The sequence below is a fragment of the Myxococcus sp. SDU36 genome (assembly GCF_030168875.1).
In the GTDB taxonomy this organism is placed as follows: Bacteria; Myxococcota; Myxococcia; order Myxococcales; family Myxococcaceae; genus Myxococcus; species Myxococcus vastator.
On sequence record NZ_CP077414.1, the window covers coordinates 40,911 to 58,841 of the forward strand.

The window sequence follows — 17,931 nt, forward strand, 5'->3', positions numbered from 1 at the left end:
AGGAGTCACTCCTTGCGCGGCCCCACCAGCCGCCACGCGAGGGGCAGCAGCACGGCGGCGATGGCCGCCTTGAGGAGCCCTCCAGGAAGGAAGGGCGTGAAGCCGACGCCAAGGGCCTTGGCCACGTCGAGCCGGGCGGACAGGACAAGCCAGGGCAGGCCGACGGCGAAGACGGCCAGTTGGCCCACGACAAAGAGCGGCAGCGCGGTCCACGGCCGCCGGTCAACACCCCGTCGTGCCGCCAGCCCCACCAGGAAGGCCGCTGGAACGAAGCCGACCAGGTATCCCCCCGTTGCCCCCAGGATGCGTTCCAGGCCGCTGGCGCCCTCCGCGAAGAACGGCAGGCCCGCCGCGCCCATCAGGAGGTACAGGAGCTGCGCGGCCGTGCCTCGCGCGGGGCCGAGCGCCGCGGCAGCGACGATGACGCCCAGGGACTGACCCGTGATGGGAACGGGCGAGCCCGGCACTGAAAGGGAGACTTGTGCGAGCCCCGCCGTGAGCAGCGCGCCGCCGAGCACGAGCGCCACGTCGTGAGCCCGGGAGCGCGCGACGTCATCGGCGAGCACGCGGAGGCGGGGGCGGGCGGTGGTGGCGAGCGTCAGGCGGAGCCTCCAGAGTCGGACACCGCGAGGACACGGCGCGCCGGTGGGGTACACGCTGGCGTCACGAGGCGCAACGCTGGAGAAACCCGCTTTCCTCAACTCCGCGGTGAGACAGCGATGACGCGAGGCGGCACGTTTAGGTGCCGGCAAGGCGGTGGAGTACAAACGAGCTGATGCGGGGCTTGTGCGCATGCTTCCTCCAGCGTGCGCCCCCGCGCGGAAGGACACCAAGACATGAACGCAACCCGCTGGTTTGGACTCGCTTCCCTGACCTTGCTGCTGGCCTCGAACGCCGTCGCCGAGGACAAGGCCCCCGCCGCGACCAATGCCGCCGTCGGCCGGTGGACGACCATTGATGACGAGACGAAGAAGCCCAAGTCCGTCATCGCCATCTACGAGGAGAACGGCAAGCTGTACGGGAAGATTGAGAAGCTCTTCCGCGAGCCCAAGGAAGAGCAGAACCCGCTCTGCGACAAGTGCGAGGGCTCGCTGAAGAATCAGCCCATCATCGGGATGACCATCCTTCGCGACCTGGAGAAGGATGATGACGAGTGGTCCGGCGGCAAGATCCTCGACCCCGCGAATGGCAAGACCTACAAGTGCAAGGTCGCCGTCGAAGATGGCGGCAAGAAGCTGAAGGTCCGCGGCTACGTCGGCATGTCGCTGCTGGGGCGCACCCAGTACTGGGTCCGCGCCGAGTAGCACCTCCGGTGGAGGGCGGAAGCGGGCACCTCCCGCTTCCGCTCGCAGTGCCTGCTTCGCGCCTTGCTGCGTCTCACCGGCGCCATCCGTGGACGCGGGCCTCGGAGCGCTCTGGGGCCGCGTGGCGGGGCTGGTGGAGGCGCCGCCACCGGGACGCCACCGCCAGGTCCATGTCTCGAACATGTGAGGCACGGGCCCGGAGGTTCACGCTCCACTTAGCGGTAGTACGGAGCCAGGGCGACCGAGATGCGCGTCACCAGGTCCTCGGTCAGCACCTGCTCTTCAGGGGGCAGCGAGGGCAGGCTGGCGTTGAGCGAGTCGCGCACCTCGCGCAGCAGTTGGTACGCGCCGAGCGACTGCTGGGCCTTGAGGACGTCCACCAGGGTGCGGCGCGCCGCGTGGCTGCGCACGCCGTCCGTGTTGAGGATGATGGCCTCGATGTCCGCCAGCATGGGCGTCAGCAGCACGGGGGACGGCGGCGGGTCGCTGGTGAAGCTGCCCCGGCTCGACGCAGGGTCCAGGTACAGCCGCTGGAAGATGCGCCGCGTGAGCTCATCCGCGCGGGCCGCGTAGTCCGGCCGGGCGCCCGGGGGAATCACGAGCGGCGGCCGGAGCTTCTGCATGGCCAGCGCGTAGGCCGTGGCCTGACTGGCCGGGTCGGTGATGCGCAGGAACCCCAGGTACGGCGAGGACACGTAGTCGAAGTAGAACTGCAGGCGGGGCCAGGGATTGGGGCTGGTCAGCAGGGAGTCCTGGTGCCCTTGGAAAACGGGGCCATGATGCAGCGTGAGGGAATCACCGAAGCGGTCATACGTGGCGCAGTACGGGTCGACGCGGCGGTCGTCATCCGAGCAGAAGGCGTCCGTCGCGGGCAGCTCGGATGACAGGCCATAGAGGTAGCGGACGGCGCGCACGTCGTAGACGCCCGGGGCATCCATGAGGGCCCGGTCCTCGTCGAGCAGGTAGTCCATCACCGAGGTGGAGACGAGGCTGTTGGGGCTGCCGTCGTTGACGCGCGAACCGGAGAAGTTGTGGCGCAGGCCCAGCGTGTGCCCCACCTCGTGGAGCATGACGTGCGTGATGTGCGCCTCCACCTTCTGCTTCGGGGTGAGCGCCGCGAGCCTGGGGTGGACCGAGCCCTGGAGGCGGGCGCGCACCTGGCGTGGGTCCGATGCGCTCAGCTCACAAGGCGCGGTGCCCTCCAGGCCGGACCAGGACAGCCGGAGCCTCGGCGCGGGGGGCGCGGTGGCCAGCTCGGCGACGCGCTCGGTGAGCGGGGCCTCCTCCGCGAACGCCTCGACCGCGAACAGCAGCCAGCTCACCGAGTGGTAGACGCTGGCCCCTCGAATCTCACCGGTGATGGGATTGCTGCGCCAGTTCGCGAAGGCCAGGGGCATCAGCTCGTCCGTGTCGAAGATGACGACGTTGCGGTCGTCGTCGGCGAAGTCCTGGGGGCCACCGCCGACCACCGCCTCGAACACGGGGAAGCCAAACGCGGCGTTCCATCCTTCGATGCCGCGCTTCATCGCGCCCACGACGTCATACGGCTGCAGGCGAGGGTCCTGCTGCGCCGCGAGCACGGTGTCCATGATGTGCCAGCGGATGGGCTTCATGCCGGGGTGGATGTTCCACTTCAGGGCCACCTGTTCGAACTGCTCCGCTGTCGTGTTGGGCACGAGCCGCCGGTCGCTGCGGAAGTAGAGCTCCCGGGGCGGCAGCGGGGTGGGGGTGTAGCCCGGCCCCTCCTTGTATTTGCGAAGGGAGATGGCCAGCGTCCCCGCCGTCCGGAAGGCATTGTCCTCGCCGTAGTAGGACGCCCACTCCCAGGGGAGGTCGGCGTAGCCGGTGAAGACCTGCTCGTAGGCGACCCCATCGGCGAGCCGCCGGAAGCGCTGCGCGAAGCTCAGCTCCACCTGGAAGTGGACGCCATTCTGGCCGACCCTGTCGCCAACGACGCCGTAGCGGTTGAGGCCTGCCGTGGGGTCGATGAGCACGTACTGGCTCGCACCGGGCAGCCGGTTGAACGGACGATAGTCGGTGACGATGGGATACGCCTCGACCAGGAGCTGCGGGTCGAACACGTCACTCATCACCTTGCGCTTGTCGACGTCGAAGACGAAGAGCTTGCCGTTCTGCTCCTCGAAGCTCACCACCCGGCTGCCCAGCACTTCGCCCGCGCGGTTGCCCACGCCTCCGGGGTGGTACTGCTTGGCGAACGCCGTGAGGAACCATCGCTGGCGCAGCTCGCTGCGACGGATGGCCAGATAGAAGCTCTTGCCCGCGTCCTCCACCACGCCGCCCAGCTTCTGGTCCACGTGGTGCCGCTGCTCCGGGCGCAGCTCCCGGGGGATGGCCACGAAGTCACCCGCGAGCTCCACGGCGAGCCCGGGCCCGGGTGCTTCCGGTGGGGGCGTGGTCGGCTCTGTCATGCCGCCCCCGCAGCCAGTGCCAAGGGCCAGCGTCAGCGACAACGCGCCCCACCAGGCACGTCGCTTGTGCGTACTCCATTCGAACATGTCGTGCTCCAGACCGCCGGACGGAGGAATTTCCATCCGGTGCTGGAGCAACGGGACGCCTGCATCGCGGCCCTCAGCGGAGGCGGCGGCTGGGAGGAATCGCCCTCACCGCGCAAGTATCTCCCCGGCGCCGAACGGCCCGTCATGACAGGGATGTCATGGCAACCCCGGCTTTGAGGCCCGGGATGTGTCAAAAACCCTTGGAAACACCTGGAGCCTGGGTTGGCGCGGACGTTGCTCAGGCGGGGGGCACTGTCTACCCACCCCAAGGAGCAACGCCCCATGCAGAACTCCAGGTCCTGGCTCGCCGCGGTCGCGGCTATCGCCCTCGTCACGACGGGCTGTGATTCCGATGAAGCTCCCGACGCGAAGAAGGTCGCTGACATCGCCGCCTCCCGGTCGGCGGAGACGCTGCGGGGTGTCAGCAGCAGCATGAAGACCGTGAGCGGCCTGTCGACGCTCAATGGCCTGGGCGACGCGATGGCGCTGTTCGGTGCGGGCTTCGAGGGCGTGCCGCTCCCAGGGCTGCCGGCCGGTGACGAGGGCGAGGCGCTGTCCGCCATGTTCGACGCGGATGAGGTGGACACGCAGGCGGACGCGCTGGAGCGGTTCCTGCGCGAGCGCGTCTTCACCGAGGCCAACGTGGAGTCCGTGGAGGACAACGCCACCATCTTCCGCTTGAAGGGCGAGCAGGTCTGCACGGACGGCAGTGAGCGTGCGGACGAGGACTGTGTCCGCTTCGTGGAGGATGCACAGCTGCGCATCCGCGCCACGAGCCAGGGGGATGACTCCCTGGAGCTGGAGCTGCTCATCGGCGCGAACCGCGCGGAGCCGCTGGCGCTGCGCTTCCTGCCCAAGGCCGTCTCGCTGGTGGTGGACCTGGGGGGCTTGAAGGGCGCGGTGGAGCAGCTCGACGCCGAGTCGGCCGGCATCCTGCCGAGCGTGATGGTGGGACAGGTCGAGCTCAAGGCGACGAAGGAGGGCGAGGCGCACTGGATTGTCAGCGCCTCCATCCTGGACGCGCTGCGGCTGGAGCTGGCGCTGGAGGGACGCACCTTCGCGTTCTCCTCCGCGCGGGCCGAGCCGCTCGTGGCGTTCGAGGCGGACGGCCAGGCGAAGCGCGCGCGCTTCTCGCTGGACCTGAACACCACGGAGGTCCGCCTCCCGTACACGGGCTGGGCGCCGTCGCTGCAGGGCAAGGACTGGACGGTGTCCCTGGCTGGCATCTCGTACTCCGTCGAGGCGACGGAGAACCAGACGGACGTCGTGGTGAAGCACCTGGGCCTTGGTGACGCGCAGACCCACGTGAGCCTGGGGAACGACAAGCTCTTCGAGCTGGACCTCAACGCGCAGTCCGGCCGGCACTTCGACGTGACGCTGACGCGCGGGGCGGATGGCGCGCCGCTGCTGAAGGTGCAGCCGGAGTTCGACCTGGTGACGCGCTTCTACCTGGCGCCCCTGAAGGCGGAGCCCGCGTCGGAGATTCCCGCGGCGTATGAGGACGCGACCTACCGCCTGCGTCTCAGCGGCGGCGAAGGGGGGCCGAGCCTGCGCGCCGCGCCCGCCAACAGCGCCACGGGCTTCAAGGGAGGCCTGCAGGTCGTGACGGGCGAGCTGCTGCTCTCCGCCAATGACTCGCAGGTGGTCGTCGCCCAGGGGCAGTGCCTGGTGGGCGCGGCGCCTGCCTCCGAGGACGAGGCCTCGCTGTTGTCGTACCTGCGGCAGGGCAGCTGCGAGTAGTCCTTCGATTCTTCGATGCCGCATGTGAGGGCCGCGCCCATTCCAAGGGGGGCGCGGCCCTCGTTTCTTCAGCGGGCGGAGGGGCGCTTCTCCCCAGGCGGTGCTTGCTCCTTGCGCGTGAGGACCACTTCCCGGTTCTCATCGTCGAACGAGCGCACGGTGGCTTCCACGCGGGCATCGAGCGGGGGCGGGTCGGGGTCGTCGTGCGGGTGGTTCCAGGAGTCGATTCGCGCGGGGAAGGCGACTCCGATGTCGAGATGACAGCCGAAGGACTCGCGCAGGATGACGGTGCCCTGGACCGCCGTTGCGACAGGAAGCCGTTCCTTCAGGTCCACCCAGGCCTGGGCCCGGTCCCGAGTCCAGTAGCGTCCGAGGCGGGGGCGCAGTCGCTTCCGCCGGGACCAGCGTTCCTGCGTCAGGACGACCCAGAACAGTCCACCGCCGATGAGCGGGCCTGGAAACAGGCCCAGGACAAGGCCCCCCACCGCGCCCGCCCCGGCGCCCAGCACGCCCGCCCACTGATAGCCGAACACCCCGCCCACGCAGCTGCCAGCGAGGGCCCCGGCCAGGGATGAGCATTCAATGAGATTCATGTGCGTCCCTCACTGCGCCACGAAGCCACTGCTCCGTGGCTCCGGTGCTCCATCTCGGATGGAAGCCAACTGCCGTGCCGCGGCGGCGCCAGGCTCGCCGTCCGGAGATACACGGGGGTGGAACCTTCGTGGTGTCGGAATCGCGCTACAGCAATCAGCCCCGCCATGCGAAGGATGCTCGCATGATTTCTCACCGGAAACCCGCGGACGGCTTCGCGCTCGCGACCATGCTCGCGTTGTGCTCCATCTGGGGCATGCAGCAGGTGGCCGTCAAGCTGGCCGCTCCCCACATCCCCTCCATGATGCAGATGGCGGTGCGCTCGGGGGTGGGCGCGCTGCTCGTGGGGTTGTTGTGCTGGCTGCGCGGTGAGCGAGGGCTCTTGCTCCGTGGCCCCTGGCGCCCGGGGCTCGTGGTGGGCGCGCTCTTCGCCCTGGAGTTCCTCTTCGTTGGCGAGGGGCTGCGCCACACCCACGCGTCACACATGGGTGTCTTCCTCTACACCGCGCCCGTCTTCGCCGCCCTGGGCCTGGACTGGCTCGTGGCTTCCGAGCGGCTGCGGCGCACGCAGTGGTTGGGCATCGCCGTGGCTTTCGCGGGCATCGCGCTGGCTTTTGGAGGTGGCTGGCTCCAAGGCGGCATCAGCCCGGGCGTGCTCTGGGGCGACGCGCTGGGGCTGCTGGGCGGGCTGGCCTGGGGGGCCACCACCGTGGCCATTCGCGTCTCGGCGCTGTCCGAGGCGCCACCCACCCAGACACTCCTGTACCAACTGGTGGGCGGCGTCGCGCTCCTGCTGCCGATGGCCCTGCTCACAGGACAGGCCGGCCCGATTTCCATGACGCCCATTGCGTGGGCAAGTCTGTTGTTCCAGGGTGTCATCGTCTGCTTCGCCAGCTATCTCACCTGGTTCTGGCTCCTGCGCCGCTATCTTGCCTCCAACCTGTCGGTCTTCTCCTTCATGACGCCGCTGTTTGGCGTCAGCGCGGGCATCCTGGTGCTGAACGAGCATGCGGATGGCTTCTTCGCGGTGGGGGCCGTGTTGGTGCTCACCGGGATTCTCATTGTCAGTGGTTCAAGCCTGCTTCGGCCTCGGCCCGCGCTGAAGACGGGGACGACCTGAGCCTTCCGCGCCGGGGGGGACGCACCGATGAGGCCCCGGTCCGCGACGATGCGCCTCATGTGCAGGCGCACCGTCGCGCCGCGGCTCAGTACATGTAGTTCAGCGCGGCGATGTCGGAGGACGTGAGCTCACCGTTCGTGCTGACTGGGAAGCAGGTGTTCATGATGGAGCCACCCGGCGTTGCCCCGGTGGGCGTCCCGGGGATGTGGATGACGCCCACGCCCGTAGGGCCGCCGCCACCCACGCTGCCACAACTGATGCTCGGGTTGAAGTAGTCCGAGTGAACGAGGCCCAGGGTATGGCCCAGCGCGTGGGTGATGACATGCTCATTCACGTCCAGGCCGAAGTTGTTCAGTCCGGTGCCAATCGAAATCAACCCATAGGGCAGTCCTCCCGAGGGAAAGCCCGTGGAGTGACCGGTGCCGGCCATGGTCGTCGCGATGATGGTGGCGTTGCATTTGGCGAGCGGGCCCCGAACAAAGGTAATCCTGAGCCCCAGGTCATTGTAGTTGGCGAGGGCCAGGTCGAGGCCCTTGTTGAGCTGGGCATAGCTCTGGAACGCCGCCGTGGGATTGACGCAAATCAGGGTCACGCTGGGGCCGACGAGGTTGGTCGTCCTGTATTGCTCCTGGCTCCCTTCGCCACGCTGGAGCATCTCCCGGGAGGCCGCGAGCGGCACATGCGCGTCGCCCCCGACATAGACGGCGTCATCGACGACGGTGATGTCCTCGGCGCGAAACCCTGCCTCGGTCAGATTGGAGAGGATCTCCGCGTTCCCGCCAGGTGAGTCGGGACCGCAGCCGGACAGCAATACGCCACAGTTCAACATCAGGACTGCCGCTCTCTTGAGCATGGTTGGATGGGCTCCTGTCTTGAAACGGGTTTCCGCGCTGCGCGTTTGAGTAAAGCATGGCGGCAGTAGCGGCGGCACCGTGCCTCACCGTCCTACGCAGTGCGCCGTGGCCTCAGGCCCGGGCACGGAGCACGCCGCCGAAGCCGCGCTCCCGGCCCAGCGCCGGAGACACGCCGGCTTCATTCACGGCTTCGCGCCCGGAGATGAGCACTGCCTTCACCGCGGCGTCATTGCGGCGGACCAGCCGGACGAAGCCACCGAAGTTCTCCATGGGGGCCTCCGCCACCTCGTCGAGCTTCGCGTCCAGGCCGTCGGGGTGGATGACGACCAGGTCCGCGCGCCGGCCCTCCGCGAGCACCCCCGCATCCAGGCCGAACCAGCCGGCCAGCTCCCCGGTGAGCCGGTGGACGGCGCGCTCCACGCTCATGAAGGGCTCGCCGCGCTTCTCCGCCTCGCGCACCAGCCGCAGCAGCCGCAGGGGGAAGTTGTAGTGCGCCATGTTGCGCAGGTGCGCTCCCGCATCCGAGAAGCCCATGAGGATGTCCGGGTGCCGGCAGATGCGCTCCAGCTCCTCGCGCCGGTCATTGGCCATCACCGTGTACCAGCGCAGCGCGTCGCCGTGGGTGGAGATGAGGTCCAGGAACACGTCCACCGCGTCACGCCCCTGCTCCTGCGCCACCTGGGCGAAGGACTTGCCCACCACGCTGGCGTCGGGGCACTGGAGGATGCGCGACTCGTTGAAGTCCCGGTGGAAGGCCCGCGGCAGGAAGCGGTTCGTCCACTCGCGGCGGAAGCGCTCACGGTACTCCGGCGTTCGCAGCAACCCCGCGCGTGAGGCGGCGTCCTGGAGGTGGAGGGCGGCGGCGCCCGCGCCGAACTCCTCGAAGACGACCAGGTCGATGCCGTCCGCCCAGAGGTCGAAGACTTCGGGCAGGGCCTGCCACCGGAAGTCCGCCCCCAGCAGCCGGTTGGCCACCTGGGAGAGCGCGCCGATGATGCGGTGGATGCCGCGGCTGGCGCGCGGGTCCATCATGGAGATGACGGTCGTCTTGAGGCTCGGGCGGAACAACCCGATGCTCTCCAGGAAGAACAGCACCACGTTCACCTTGGTGCTGATGTTGGGCACGCCCTGGAAGACGCGGCCCCGCTCACGGAGCAGCCGCGTCAGGCGGCGGTACTCGCTCCAGCGGGCGTAGGTGGACGGCAGGGGGCGGCTGCGGATGTCGCGCGTGCCGCCCATCTTGTCCCACTTGAGCGTCATCACCGACAGGCCCAGGTAGCCGAGCTCGAGCCCCTCGCGCACCAGGGACTCCATGGCGCGCAGCTCGTCCTCCCGCGGGCGCAGGCCGGGCTCCAGGCTGCGGTGCAGGCCCATGGTGTGGGCTCGCAGCGCGGAGTGCCCCAGGAAGGACGCGACATGGGGGCCCAGCGGCAACTGCTCCAGGTGCGTCAGGTAGTCGCCGAGCGTGTTCCACGTCTTGCGCTCCTCCAGCAGCGTTCGGACTGTCTCGTAGGGAATGGCCTCCACGCGGCAGAACATGTCCGCCAGGTCCTCGGGCGTGCCCAGCGCGAGGCTGAGCGAGCAGCTCCCCATCAGCACCGTGGTGACGCCGTGTCGCACGGACTCCGACAGTGAGGGCGCCAGCTCCACCTCCGCGTCATAGTGCGTGTGGCAGTCGATGAAGCCCGGTGTCACCCAGTGGCCGGTGGCGTCGATGACGCGCGTGTGCGGGGCGCGCGGAATCGGGGCTTCCGAAAGCGTGGTGACGGTGTTTCCCTGGATGCCCACATGCAGCTTGCGCGGGGGATTGCCCAGACCATCGAACACGAGGCCGTTCTCGACGATGAGGTCCATGGACGGAGCCTAGGCTCCGTGGATTGTCAGCTTCCAGCCAGAAGACGCGCCGACAGTTCTTTCCTGCACATGCCGACGTGGATGCCATTGCCAGGGCGCGTCAGGGGAGCGCTCGACCCCCAGGCAGCCGCACCGCGGGGGCGTGACTATGTTGGCCCGCGGAAGGTGCGAACGCACCACGAGCCAGGGAGGCGTGCAATGCAAGGCAAGGGTTGGAAGTGGCTCACGCTGGTGGGCCTGGGGACTTCGCTCGCGGCGTTCACCGGCTGCGATGAGCAGTCCGCGCGGGAGAACTCACGGCAGGTGGGGCGCGAAGTAGGCGAGGCGACGAAGGAGCTTCAGGAGGGCGCCCGGGAGGCCGCGAAGGAGGCCCAGGGCGCGGCCCGGGAGGCGGCGCAGGGGTTCAGGGAAGGCAGGGGCGGCTCGGGGAGTCCCGACGCGGGCGTCGACGCCGATTGAGGCTCGAGGGCACGCGCGACGCGACGGCTTCCGCCTCTATCTTGGCCGCCGCGGGGGCCCCGTGCGCTTGGACGGCGCGGGCTCGGGAGGTCGGGTTTGGGCGAGCCACTCCTCCAGCCGCTCCGCGGCCTTCAGCTCGTCGGACAATTGGCTCCGCGCGTCCTCGGAGAGGGGCAAGGCCTGGAGTTGCTGCTTCAACGCCCGGCCCGTCGTGGCATCCCCCTGGGCAACCGCCAGCTCCATGCGGGCGGCCAGGGCGCGAACCCGGTCCTCCACGGGCGCCTCCGCCTCGTACCTGGCGAGCCCGATGTCGAGCGCGCGCGCGGCGGCTTTGTCGTCATTCTTGAACTCACGCAGGATGCGCGCGTTGTCGATGGCCTTCGCCAGTCCCGTGAGCTTCGCGGAGCCGCCGTACTCCAGGTCTTCCGGCTCATCGCGCTGGATGAAGATGATGTTGTTGCCGGTAGGGTCAATCAATGAGAAGCGGCTCTGGCCGGGCCTGAACCGGGTGATGCGAGGCCTGCCCGTGGCCAGCACCTTGCCGTACCTGGCGCGCAGCGCGTCCGTGAAGGCCCGGTGGTAGGGCTCCACCGCGTCCACCATGACCAGGCAGCCCCCCGAGTTCTCCTCGCTCGGGTCCAGGCTCTTGGCGCCCTTGCCGAAGTGCAGGTCGATGTTGCTCCAGCGCAGCGCCAGGTACAGATACGGCCTGGTCATCTGGTACGTCACGGCGAAGCCGAGCGCCTGGTAGAACTCCAATGTTTCGTCAGCCGAGACGCAGGGGAGCAACGGAACAGTCGTTTCCTTCCCGCTGATGGCGGTGGCCTTCGTCGCATGGGGTGCCATGGCACCAGGATAAACGAGCGACGTCGCCGGAGGCACTTTCTCGTGTCATGCGTGGATATCGCAAGACGGACGCCCGTGCGCTCGGGAAGCAGGGCACCTGGGCGTCCAGGGGACGGCAGTGCGGGCATCGGGCACCGTGCCGACACGAGGCTCGGCACGGTGCCACGCGGTGCGCTACGGGCCGGTCAGCCGCTGGAGTGAGAAGGAGGGACGGTTCCACGTCCCGCCGGGGAAGCTCACGCTCAGGGAGGATGGCACGGCGCTCGGAATGCCCGCCGCGCCATGGATGGTGAATGTTCCGGCGGGCGTCGAGTTCACGGACGGCGTGCCGGAGCACCCCGGGCAGAGGTTGTACCCGGTGATGTAGCTCATGGGAAAGGAGAGTGAAGTGCCGCTGCTGTTCACCACGCCCTGCAGCCACACCGGGTTGCTCCCCTGGTAGACGGTGACGTTGGCGACGTGCAGCGTCCCCTGGCTGGCGAACGTGACGCCCCAGCCAGACTGCAGGGGGTTGTACCAGACGCCCGTCAGGTTCATGGCCGGGGCGCCACTTGCGAAGACGAACGGCTGGATGGGCTCGCTGCCGGTGAAGCCTCCCAGCATCCAGTAGAAGTGCCACTGCCCGCCACTGAGGATGAGCCGCGCGGTGCCGACGACGGAGGTCGTGGCGCTGGCGCCATTCCACGACGTCCTCACCAAGTCACCCCGCCACTCACCGGGCTCCGCGTGCAGGGAGCTGATGTACCAGATGGGGGTACCCGCCGACGTGTACGTGAACCAGGTGACGTAGAGCTGGTCGGCGGCGACGTGCTGGAGGTCAATGGCATTGCCGGAGCGCGCCGGGTTCCACCAGAGCCCCTGGGTGGGACGTGACGGCAGGTGGGTGTAGATGGCCGCCGCCGCGTTGACGCGCCCCGTTCCACAGTGGCCGGCGCAGCCGGAGACGGGCGTCGCGGTCTGCTTGATGCGCGCGGTGACCTGGGCGGGCGTCAGGGAGGGCTTCTGCGACAGCATCAGCGCGGCGAGGCCCGCGACATGCGGCGCGGACATGGAGGTCCCCGACAGGTAGCGGTAACAGTAGTCGCCCGGAGTCAGCGCCGAGGAGGGCTTGCCGGTGGCCCAGGCCGACACAATCTGGTCCGTGCCGCTGACATAGGGGTCCATCGTGGAGTCCGGAAGGCAGCCGATGCCCTGGCCATACAGGCTCGCGCTGGCGAGGCCGCCGGGCGCGATGACGTCGACGCGGCTGCCCTTGTTGCTCCAGTTCGCCACACCGCCGGATTGGGTGCTGGCACCCACGGCGATGACGCCGTTGCAGGAGGCGGGCGTCACGTTCGCCGTCTGGTAGTTCGCCGCCCCGTGGTTGCCAGCGGCGGCGACGAGCACCACGCCCTTGCTCAAGGCGTAGTTCACCGCGCTCTGCATGTCCGGGTAGTTCGAACAGGGGTGAAGCGTGGAGGGGGCATTGGGGTTGTAGCCCGCACCGAAGCTCATGTTGATGACACGCGCGCCGTTGTCCGCCGCATGGCGGATGGCCGCGTTCACCCCGGTCATCAGAATGCCGCCGTTCGACGCCGACACCTTGAGCGGCATGAGCTGGCAGCCCCAGCAGATACCGGCCCCGCCCACGCCGTTGTTCGGCCGGGCCGCGAGGATGCCCGCCACGTGGATGCCGTGGTGATAGGTGCCCGTGGCATAGGGGTCCGCGTCCCCATCCCCGAAGTCGTAGCCCGTCGTCCAGCGGCCCAGCAGGTCCGGGTGGTCCAGACGCCCGGTGTCGAGCACGGCGATGGTGACGTTGCCGGTGACGGTGTTCCAGGCCTGGGGCAGGTTCATGGCCGGGTAGTTCCACTGCAGCGAGTACAGCGGGTCGGTCGGTGTGGCGAAGAGCTCGAAGTAGAGGTTCTCGTGCGCGTATTCGACGTCGGGGTCCTGGCGCAGCGCTTCGATGGCCGCCAGGGTGCTGGCCTCCTCTTCGGCCACCGAGGCCCGCGCGAGCGGCTGCTCCCGCACCAGTGACACCAGGGACGCGCCGCCAGGCAGGGGTTCGATGAGCGCCGTCTGGTAGCCACGCACGGAGGGCACGGTGGCGGATGCCCGCGCCTTGGCCGAGTCCTTTAACTTCACGATGGCCTGGCCCGGGGCGAAGCGCCGCCTGGTTTCTGGTCGTTCCAGCGGCGCCGGCGTGGCGGCAAGCTGGGTGAGGGCTCCGCCTGTCACCGGGTGGGACGGCTCAGGGGATTCACTTCCGCAAGCGCTCAACAGCAGCGACGTCAGCAGCGTCGAGAGCAGGGGGATTCGGGCAGCCAGGCGCATGCAACCTCCAGTGAAATGGTGAGTGGAGGCCACGATTGAGACGGACTGCGCGTGTGTCAATGTATTCAGTGCGTGTTGCTTCGCTCTTGAGAGGAATTGTGGGGCGGGGTGATTTTTACAATAGGGGGAGCGGGCCCTGCCGGGCCTGCCGCGCGGCCTGGAGCGTGTTCGCCAGCAGCATGGTGATGGTCATTGGCCCCACGCCGCCGGGCACGGGGGTGATGGCGCTGGCGATGGGCTGGATGGCGTCGAAGTCCACGTCTCCCACCATGCGGTAGCCGCGCGGCGAGCTCGCGTCGGAGACGCGGTTCTGCCCCACGTCGATGACGACGACGCCCGGCTTCACCATGTCCGCGGTGATGAGGTTCTGCTTGCCCACCGCGACGATGAGGATGTCCGCCTGCCGCGTGAAGGACGCGAGGTCCGGCGTGTGGCGGTGGGTGAGGGTGACGGTGGCGTCAGGGCCCGGCGCCATCAGCAGCGATGCCAGCGGCTTGCTGACGATGAGGCTGCGGCCCACGATGACCACGTGCTTGCCCCGGGTGGGGATGTCCTCACGCCGGAGCATCTCCATGATGCCGGCGGGGGTGCAGGGCACGAAGGCCCGAGGGTCTCCAACGAAGGCCAGCCCCGCGTTCATGGGGTGGAAGCCGTCCACGTCCTTCGCCGGATGGATGTGCTCCAGGACGGCCTTGTAGGGCAGGTGGGCTGGAAGCGGCAGCTGCACCAGGATGCCGTGTACGGCCGGGTCGGCGTTCAGCCGGTCGATGACGGCGAACAGCTCCTCCTTCGACACGTCCTCGGGCAGCGTCAGCGTCTGGCCGCGCATCCCCAGGGCCTCGCACGCCCGCGTCTTGCTCGCGACGTAGGCCTGGCTCGCTGGGTTGTTGCCCACCAGCACCACGGAGAGGCCGGGTGTCACACCGGCGGCCTGAAGCGCCGCGACGTCCTGGGCCATCTCCGCCCGCATCACCCGGCTGATTTCGGTTCCATCGAGGGTCCGCGCCATGCGCGGCTTCTTACGCCAGATTCTCAGGGTTGGCGCAGTGCTTCTTCGCGGTGCCTACCCCGGACGGTGTCCTGGGACACGCTCCCCGTCGTACCCCGCGGGCCCTGGATTCGCGGGGAGCAAAAAGCGCAGGGCCCGCGCGCACTCGGGGCTTGGGCGGCGAATGAAAGGGCGAGGACGGCGCGACGCCGGACCCGCTTCGCTTCCCGGAGAAACCCATGACGTCCATGCACTGTCGTGTTGCCACCACCCAACGCGAGCTCGACGACGCGCTCCGCGTCCGCTGGGCCGTCTTCGGCGGAGAGCTGGGGTTGATGACGGGGTGGACGTCGCCGTCCCGCCGCGAGGTGAGCTGTTTCGACACGCTGGACACCACCGTGCACCTGGTCGTCTACGCGGACGCGGCCCCGGTGGCCACGCTGCGGTTGCTGCTGCCCAACCCCGAGGTGGCGGAGGCCATCGGTGGACGGCTGGGGCTGGAGCTGGAGCAGAAGCTGGACCTGTCGGACGTGGTCCGCCCGGGGATGGTCATCGCGGAGACGTCGCGCTTCTGTGTGCTCGACGGCTGGCGGCACTCCGAGGCCGTCACCCGGCTGCACGCGGGCATCTACGAAGAGAGCCGGCGGCGCGGCGTGACGCACTGGCTTGCGTCCGCGAACCTGGACACGGATTCGCGCGAGGACGCGATGTTGTCCTGCCAGGTGGCCGCCTACCGGGGCTGGATGAGCCCGCGCTGGCGCGTGGACGTGCCGGAGCCGGTGGAGGCGCCCGCCATCCCCAGCAACCCCTACTACACGCCCATGGAGCGGCTGCGCGCGGAGCAGGGCCTGCTGGACGGCTTGCGCGTGCCGAGGGCGCCCACGCTCTTCGCCCGGAAGATGGGGGCGCGCTTCATCTCCGAGCCCCTCTACGACGCCAGCTTCCGCCGCTTCACCCTGCCGCTCATCGCCGCGCTGGATGAGGTTCCCGCCAGCACCCTGGCGCGCTTCAACGCGCTGGCGCAGCACCCCCTCCGCCGCGCCGCTTGAGGCCGCTGGCGCTGCTTCCTTCCCTTCACCTTCAACGCGCAGCAGCCGGGACTGGAAGACGGCCCGGGAACAGGAGACGTCCGTGAACACGCATGTGCAGAACCCGACGCAGGTGGACTGGGTGGCGGTGCTGGAGCAGGAGGGCCGGGGGTTGGTGGCCGCGCTGGACGCGCAGCCCGACGCCCGTCGCCTCTTCGACGGCACCATCGACACCGAGGGCTACATCCACTACCTGATTCAGACCTACCACTATGCGCGCTGGAGCACGCCGATGCTGGCGGAGGCGGGCCACCGGCTCAAGCGCCAGGGCCGGCACCCGCACCTGGCGGAGCTGCTGGTGCAGAAGGCCGGCGAGGAGCGCGGCCACGAGAAGTGGCTGCTGTCGGACCTGAAGAACCTGGGGTGCCCGGCGGCGCGCGTGGAGACCGCGGCGCGGACCCCCGCGGTGGACGCCTACACCGGCTGGAACTTCTTCACCTCCCGGTCCGGCGTGCCGACGGCGGTGCTGGGGACGGCGTATGTGCTGGAGTACCTGTCCCAGACACGCGCGAGCGGCGTCGTGGAGCGCCTGATTGCGGCCGACGCGATTCCGAACATCCGCAAGTCCGTCACCTTCCTGCGCAGCCACGGCGCGCTGGACGGGGACCACGTGGCGGAGCTGGAGGCGGTGCTGCGGACGCTGACGGACCCCGAGGACCAGGCGGCGGTGATCTTCTCCGCCCGCGCCACGCGGTGCATCTACCCGGGCATCTTCCGCGAGCGCTGAAGGCCGCATACCTCCCCGGTGGTAGAGACAGTCCCGCGCTTGAAGGCCATCCTCCCCTTCGAATCGTCGTCCGCGAAGTGGGAGGCGTCTTCATGCGCTACATCACCCAGATTCGTCTCGAAGGAGGCGCGCTTCACGAGCACATTGCCCGCCTTCGCTGGACGGAGGGCAACGAGCTGGGTGAGGGCAGCCGCCTGGAGTTGGTCCAGTGGCTCCAGGCAGGGGGAGATGCCCGCGTGCAGACGTGGCCCCGGGACGTGAAGGTCGAGGTCATCAATGCCAGGCCTCCGTACCTGCGCACGAAGGCCAATGGCATCCTCACGGACAATCTGCTGGAGCTGCCGCGCTTCTGAAGCTGCTTCAGACGGGCTTGTTGAGGTGGGCCGCCTGGTAGAGGAAGTCCGTCCGGTTGTCGACCTGCAGCCGGCGGAAGATGTCGCGCACGTGCGTCTTCACGGTGTCCTCGGAGAGCCCCAGCTCGCTGGCAATCTGCTCGTTGGACCAGTTGCGGAGCATGCCCTGCGCGATGTCCACCTGCCGGGTCGTGAGCTGCATGCGCATGGTTTCGGGGAGGGGAATCGACAAGGGAATCTCGTTCAGGATGAGGGCCCACTGACGCGGGCCTTCGGCTTCGGGGAGTTCGACGAACCGCACCACGCGGTATGCATCCCCGTGGAGGGAGACCCAGCGTGTGTTCTGGAGCCGCGCGTCCGGCGTCATCCGCGTCAGGGCGTCCAGCCGCTCCATGAGGACGAGCGGAATCCCCGAGGAATGAAGGTCCGAGGGCTTGAACCACCGCTCCAGCAGCGTGGCGGCCCGGCGTGAGCGCAGCACCTCGTGTGAGGGCGGCGCCACCACGACGTAGGCGGCGTCGGGCCGGCTGTAGAGCTCCTCCAGGAGCCGGGAGCCCGTGGAGGCCGCCTGCATGTCGCGGCAGTTGCGCACCGCGTTCAGCAGGTGGGGCGTGAGGCTCGTCAGGAAGGCGGCGTCCTTCTCCGAGAAAGCCAGCCGGCGGTCCCGGTAGAGCGTGAAGGCGCCCAGGAGCTGGGGATACACGGGCAGGAGCACCGCCATGACGTGCTCCAGGCTCAGGTCCAGCTCCTTGCTGCGCTGGTAGAGCGCGCTGCGCTCCAATTCCTTGCGGGTAATCATCTCCGAGTCCCGGAGGACCACATTCGGCTGGGCGAAGATGGGGGCCCGCACGAAGTCGGAGTCGACCCACTTGGAATACTCATCCAGCAGGGCCATCCGGTGGCCTGGCACCAGCCATTGGAATTCGACGATGGGACCCAGGTTGATGAGGCACAGGCCCACGTAGTCAGCGGGCGTCAGCTCCAGCAGGGGCGCCCGGGCGGATTCGAGCGCCTTGGGGAGGGACAAGGTGCTGTTGAGAGCCGCGATGACTTTGTCCCGGAGTAGGAATTCATGGGAGGAGAGGTTCATCGACGCGAGCTTCCTTCCTGCCTGGTCAGGCAACCCTGCGGGTCCGTTTCCGTGTCAGTCCATTCAATAGGCTCCGCCTGAAAGG

At 68.8% G+C, this 17,931-nt stretch carries 16 protein-coding genes; 7 read left to right on the forward strand and 9 right to left on the reverse strand.

Features of this window, described 5'->3' with window-relative positions; genetic code table 11:
• Positions 1-5: 5 nt before the first annotated feature.
• Positions 6-527, reverse strand: coding sequence for a biotin transporter BioY (locus KGD87_RS00190; protein WP_284665571.1), 522 nt, complete (start codon positions 525-527; stop codon positions 6-8).
• Between the two features lie 309 nt (positions 528-836).
• On the opposite strand from KGD87_RS00190, the gene KGD87_RS00195 reads away from it, so the two are divergent.
• A complete protein-coding gene (locus tag KGD87_RS00195) occupies positions 837-1,304 on the forward strand; it encodes a DUF2147 domain-containing protein (RefSeq protein ID WP_163784068.1) in 468 nt (155 codons plus the stop codon).
• 215 nt (positions 1,305-1,519) lie between these two features.
• On the opposite strand, the gene KGD87_RS00200 is transcribed toward KGD87_RS00195, so the two are convergent.
• The gene (locus KGD87_RS00200) at positions 1,520-3,820 is read right to left on the reverse strand and encodes a zinc-dependent metalloprotease (protein ID WP_284665572.1); all 2,301 of its coding nucleotides are present in this window, start codon (positions 3,818-3,820) and stop codon (positions 1,520-1,522) included.
• A gap of 282 nt (positions 3,821-4,102) precedes the next feature.
• Here KGD87_RS00200 and KGD87_RS00205 point away from each other — a divergent pair, with 282 nt between their 5' ends.
• On the forward strand, positions 4,103-5,560 hold the full coding sequence (locus KGD87_RS00205; protein WP_284665573.1) for a hypothetical protein: 1,458 nt from the start codon (positions 4,103-4,105) through the stop codon (positions 5,558-5,560).
• A gap of 68 nt (positions 5,561-5,628) precedes the next feature.
• Here the strand turns inward: KGD87_RS00205 and KGD87_RS00210 are convergent, their stop codons facing one another.
• On the reverse strand, positions 5,629-6,153 hold the full coding sequence (locus KGD87_RS00210; protein WP_284665574.1) for a hypothetical protein: 525 nt from the start codon (positions 6,151-6,153) through the stop codon (positions 5,629-5,631).
• Between the two features lie 182 nt (positions 6,154-6,335).
• On the opposite strand from KGD87_RS00210, the gene KGD87_RS00215 reads away from it, so the two are divergent.
• Positions 6,336-7,271 carry a DMT family transporter gene (locus KGD87_RS00215; RefSeq protein WP_284665575.1) on the forward strand — a complete coding sequence of 312 codons (936 nt, stop codon included), beginning with the start codon at positions 6,336-6,338 and terminating at the stop codon, positions 7,269-7,271.
• Positions 7,272-7,356: 85 nt separating this feature from the next.
• Here the strand turns inward: KGD87_RS00215 and KGD87_RS00220 are convergent, their stop codons facing one another.
• Positions 7,357-8,124: a M57 family metalloprotease gene (locus tag KGD87_RS00220; RefSeq protein ID WP_284665576.1), complete on the reverse strand. Its 768-nt coding sequence runs from the start codon at positions 8,122-8,124 to the stop codon at positions 7,357-7,359.
• 112 nt (positions 8,125-8,236) lie between these two features.
• A complete protein-coding gene (locus KGD87_RS00225; RefSeq protein WP_284665577.1) occupies positions 8,237-9,979 on the reverse strand; it encodes an N-acyl-D-amino-acid deacylase family protein in 1,743 nt (580 codons plus the stop codon).
• Between the two features lie 198 nt (positions 9,980-10,177).
• On the opposite strand from KGD87_RS00225, the gene KGD87_RS00230 reads away from it, so the two are divergent.
• Positions 10,178-10,438 carry a hypothetical protein gene (locus KGD87_RS00230; RefSeq protein WP_284665578.1) on the forward strand — a complete coding sequence of 87 codons (261 nt, stop codon included), beginning with the start codon at positions 10,178-10,180 and terminating at the stop codon, positions 10,436-10,438.
• A 36-nt stretch (positions 10,439-10,474) separates the two neighbouring features.
• Here KGD87_RS00230 and KGD87_RS00235 read toward each other — a convergent pair whose 3' ends face one another.
• The 3 genes from KGD87_RS00235 to folD form a co-directional block, all read right to left on the reverse strand.
• Positions 10,475-11,284, reverse strand: coding sequence for a DUF8817 family protein (locus KGD87_RS00235; RefSeq protein WP_284665579.1), 810 nt, complete (start codon positions 11,282-11,284; stop codon positions 10,475-10,477).
• Between the two features lie 174 nt (positions 11,285-11,458).
• Complete coding sequence (locus tag KGD87_RS00240) at positions 11,459-13,600, reverse strand: S8 family peptidase (RefSeq protein WP_284665580.1); 2,142 nt, start codon at positions 13,598-13,600, stop codon at positions 11,459-11,461.
• A gap of 115 nt (positions 13,601-13,715) precedes the next feature.
• Entirely contained in the window at positions 13,716-14,609 is an 894-nt protein-coding gene (gene folD / locus KGD87_RS00245) for a bifunctional methylenetetrahydrofolate dehydrogenase/methenyltetrahydrofolate cyclohydrolase FolD (RefSeq protein WP_284665581.1), read from the reverse strand.
• Positions 14,610-14,827: 218 nt separating this feature from the next.
• On the opposite strand from folD, the gene KGD87_RS00250 reads away from it, so the two are divergent.
• From KGD87_RS00250 to KGD87_RS00260, 3 genes are all read left to right on the forward strand, one after another.
• A complete protein-coding gene (locus KGD87_RS00250) occupies positions 14,828-15,637 on the forward strand; it encodes a GNAT family N-acyltransferase (protein WP_284665582.1) in 810 nt (269 codons plus the stop codon).
• 82 nt (positions 15,638-15,719) lie between these two features.
• Positions 15,720-16,403: an iron-containing redox enzyme family protein gene (locus tag KGD87_RS00255; protein ID WP_284665583.1), complete on the forward strand. Its 684-nt coding sequence runs from the start codon at positions 15,720-15,722 to the stop codon at positions 16,401-16,403.
• Positions 16,404-16,495: 92 nt separating this feature from the next.
• Complete coding sequence (locus KGD87_RS00260) at positions 16,496-16,756, forward strand: DUF3892 domain-containing protein (RefSeq protein WP_284665584.1); 261 nt, start codon at positions 16,496-16,498, stop codon at positions 16,754-16,756.
• A 7-nt stretch (positions 16,757-16,763) separates the two neighbouring features.
• Here the strand turns inward: KGD87_RS00260 and KGD87_RS00265 are convergent, their stop codons facing one another.
• Positions 16,764-17,846 (reverse strand): helix-turn-helix transcriptional regulator, encoded by a 1,083-nt coding sequence (locus KGD87_RS00265; RefSeq protein ID WP_284665585.1) that lies wholly within the window; start codon positions 17,844-17,846, stop codon positions 16,764-16,766.
• Between the last annotated feature and the right edge of the window lie 85 nt (positions 17,847-17,931).

Excerpts from the sequence above, each read along its gene's own strand:
- KGD87_RS00195 (WP_163784068.1), top strand. The coding sequence starts at position 837 with ATGAACGCAACCCGCTGGTTTGGACTCGCTTCCCTGACCTTGCTGCTG.
- KGD87_RS00200 (WP_284665572.1), bottom strand. The coding sequence starts at position 3,820 with ATGTTCGAATGGAGTACGCACAAGCGACGTGCCTGGTGGGGCGCGTTG.
- KGD87_RS00205 (WP_284665573.1), top strand. The coding sequence starts at position 4,103 with ATGCAGAACTCCAGGTCCTGGCTCGCCGCGGTCGCGGCTATCGCCCTC.
- KGD87_RS00210 (WP_284665574.1), bottom strand. The coding sequence starts at position 6,153 with ATGAATCTCATTGAATGCTCATCCCTGGCCGGGGCCCTCGCTGGCAGC.
- KGD87_RS00215 (WP_284665575.1), top strand. The coding sequence starts at position 6,336 with ATGATTTCTCACCGGAAACCCGCGGACGGCTTCGCGCTCGCGACCATG.
- KGD87_RS00220 (WP_284665576.1), bottom strand. The coding sequence starts at position 8,124 with ATGCTCAAGAGAGCGGCAGTCCTGATGTTGAACTGTGGCGTATTGCTG.
- KGD87_RS00225 (WP_284665577.1), bottom strand. The coding sequence starts at position 9,979 with ATGGACCTCATCGTCGAGAACGGCCTCGTGTTCGATGGTCTGGGCAAT.
- KGD87_RS00230 (WP_284665578.1), top strand. The coding sequence starts at position 10,178 with ATGCAAGGCAAGGGTTGGAAGTGGCTCACGCTGGTGGGCCTGGGGACT.
- KGD87_RS00235 (WP_284665579.1), bottom strand. The coding sequence starts at position 11,284 with ATGGCACCCCATGCGACGAAGGCCACCGCCATCAGCGGGAAGGAAACG.
- KGD87_RS00240 (WP_284665580.1), bottom strand. The coding sequence starts at position 13,600 with ATGCGCCTGGCTGCCCGAATCCCCCTGCTCTCGACGCTGCTGACGTCG.
- folD (WP_284665581.1), bottom strand. The coding sequence starts at position 14,609 with ATGGCGCGGACCCTCGATGGAACCGAAATCAGCCGGGTGATGCGGGCG.
- KGD87_RS00250 (WP_284665582.1), top strand. The coding sequence starts at position 14,828 with ATGACGTCCATGCACTGTCGTGTTGCCACCACCCAACGCGAGCTCGAC.
- KGD87_RS00260 (WP_284665584.1), top strand. The coding sequence starts at position 16,496 with ATGCGCTACATCACCCAGATTCGTCTCGAAGGAGGCGCGCTTCACGAG.
- KGD87_RS00265 (WP_284665585.1), bottom strand. The coding sequence starts at position 17,846 with ATGAACCTCTCCTCCCATGAATTCCTACTCCGGGACAAAGTCATCGCG.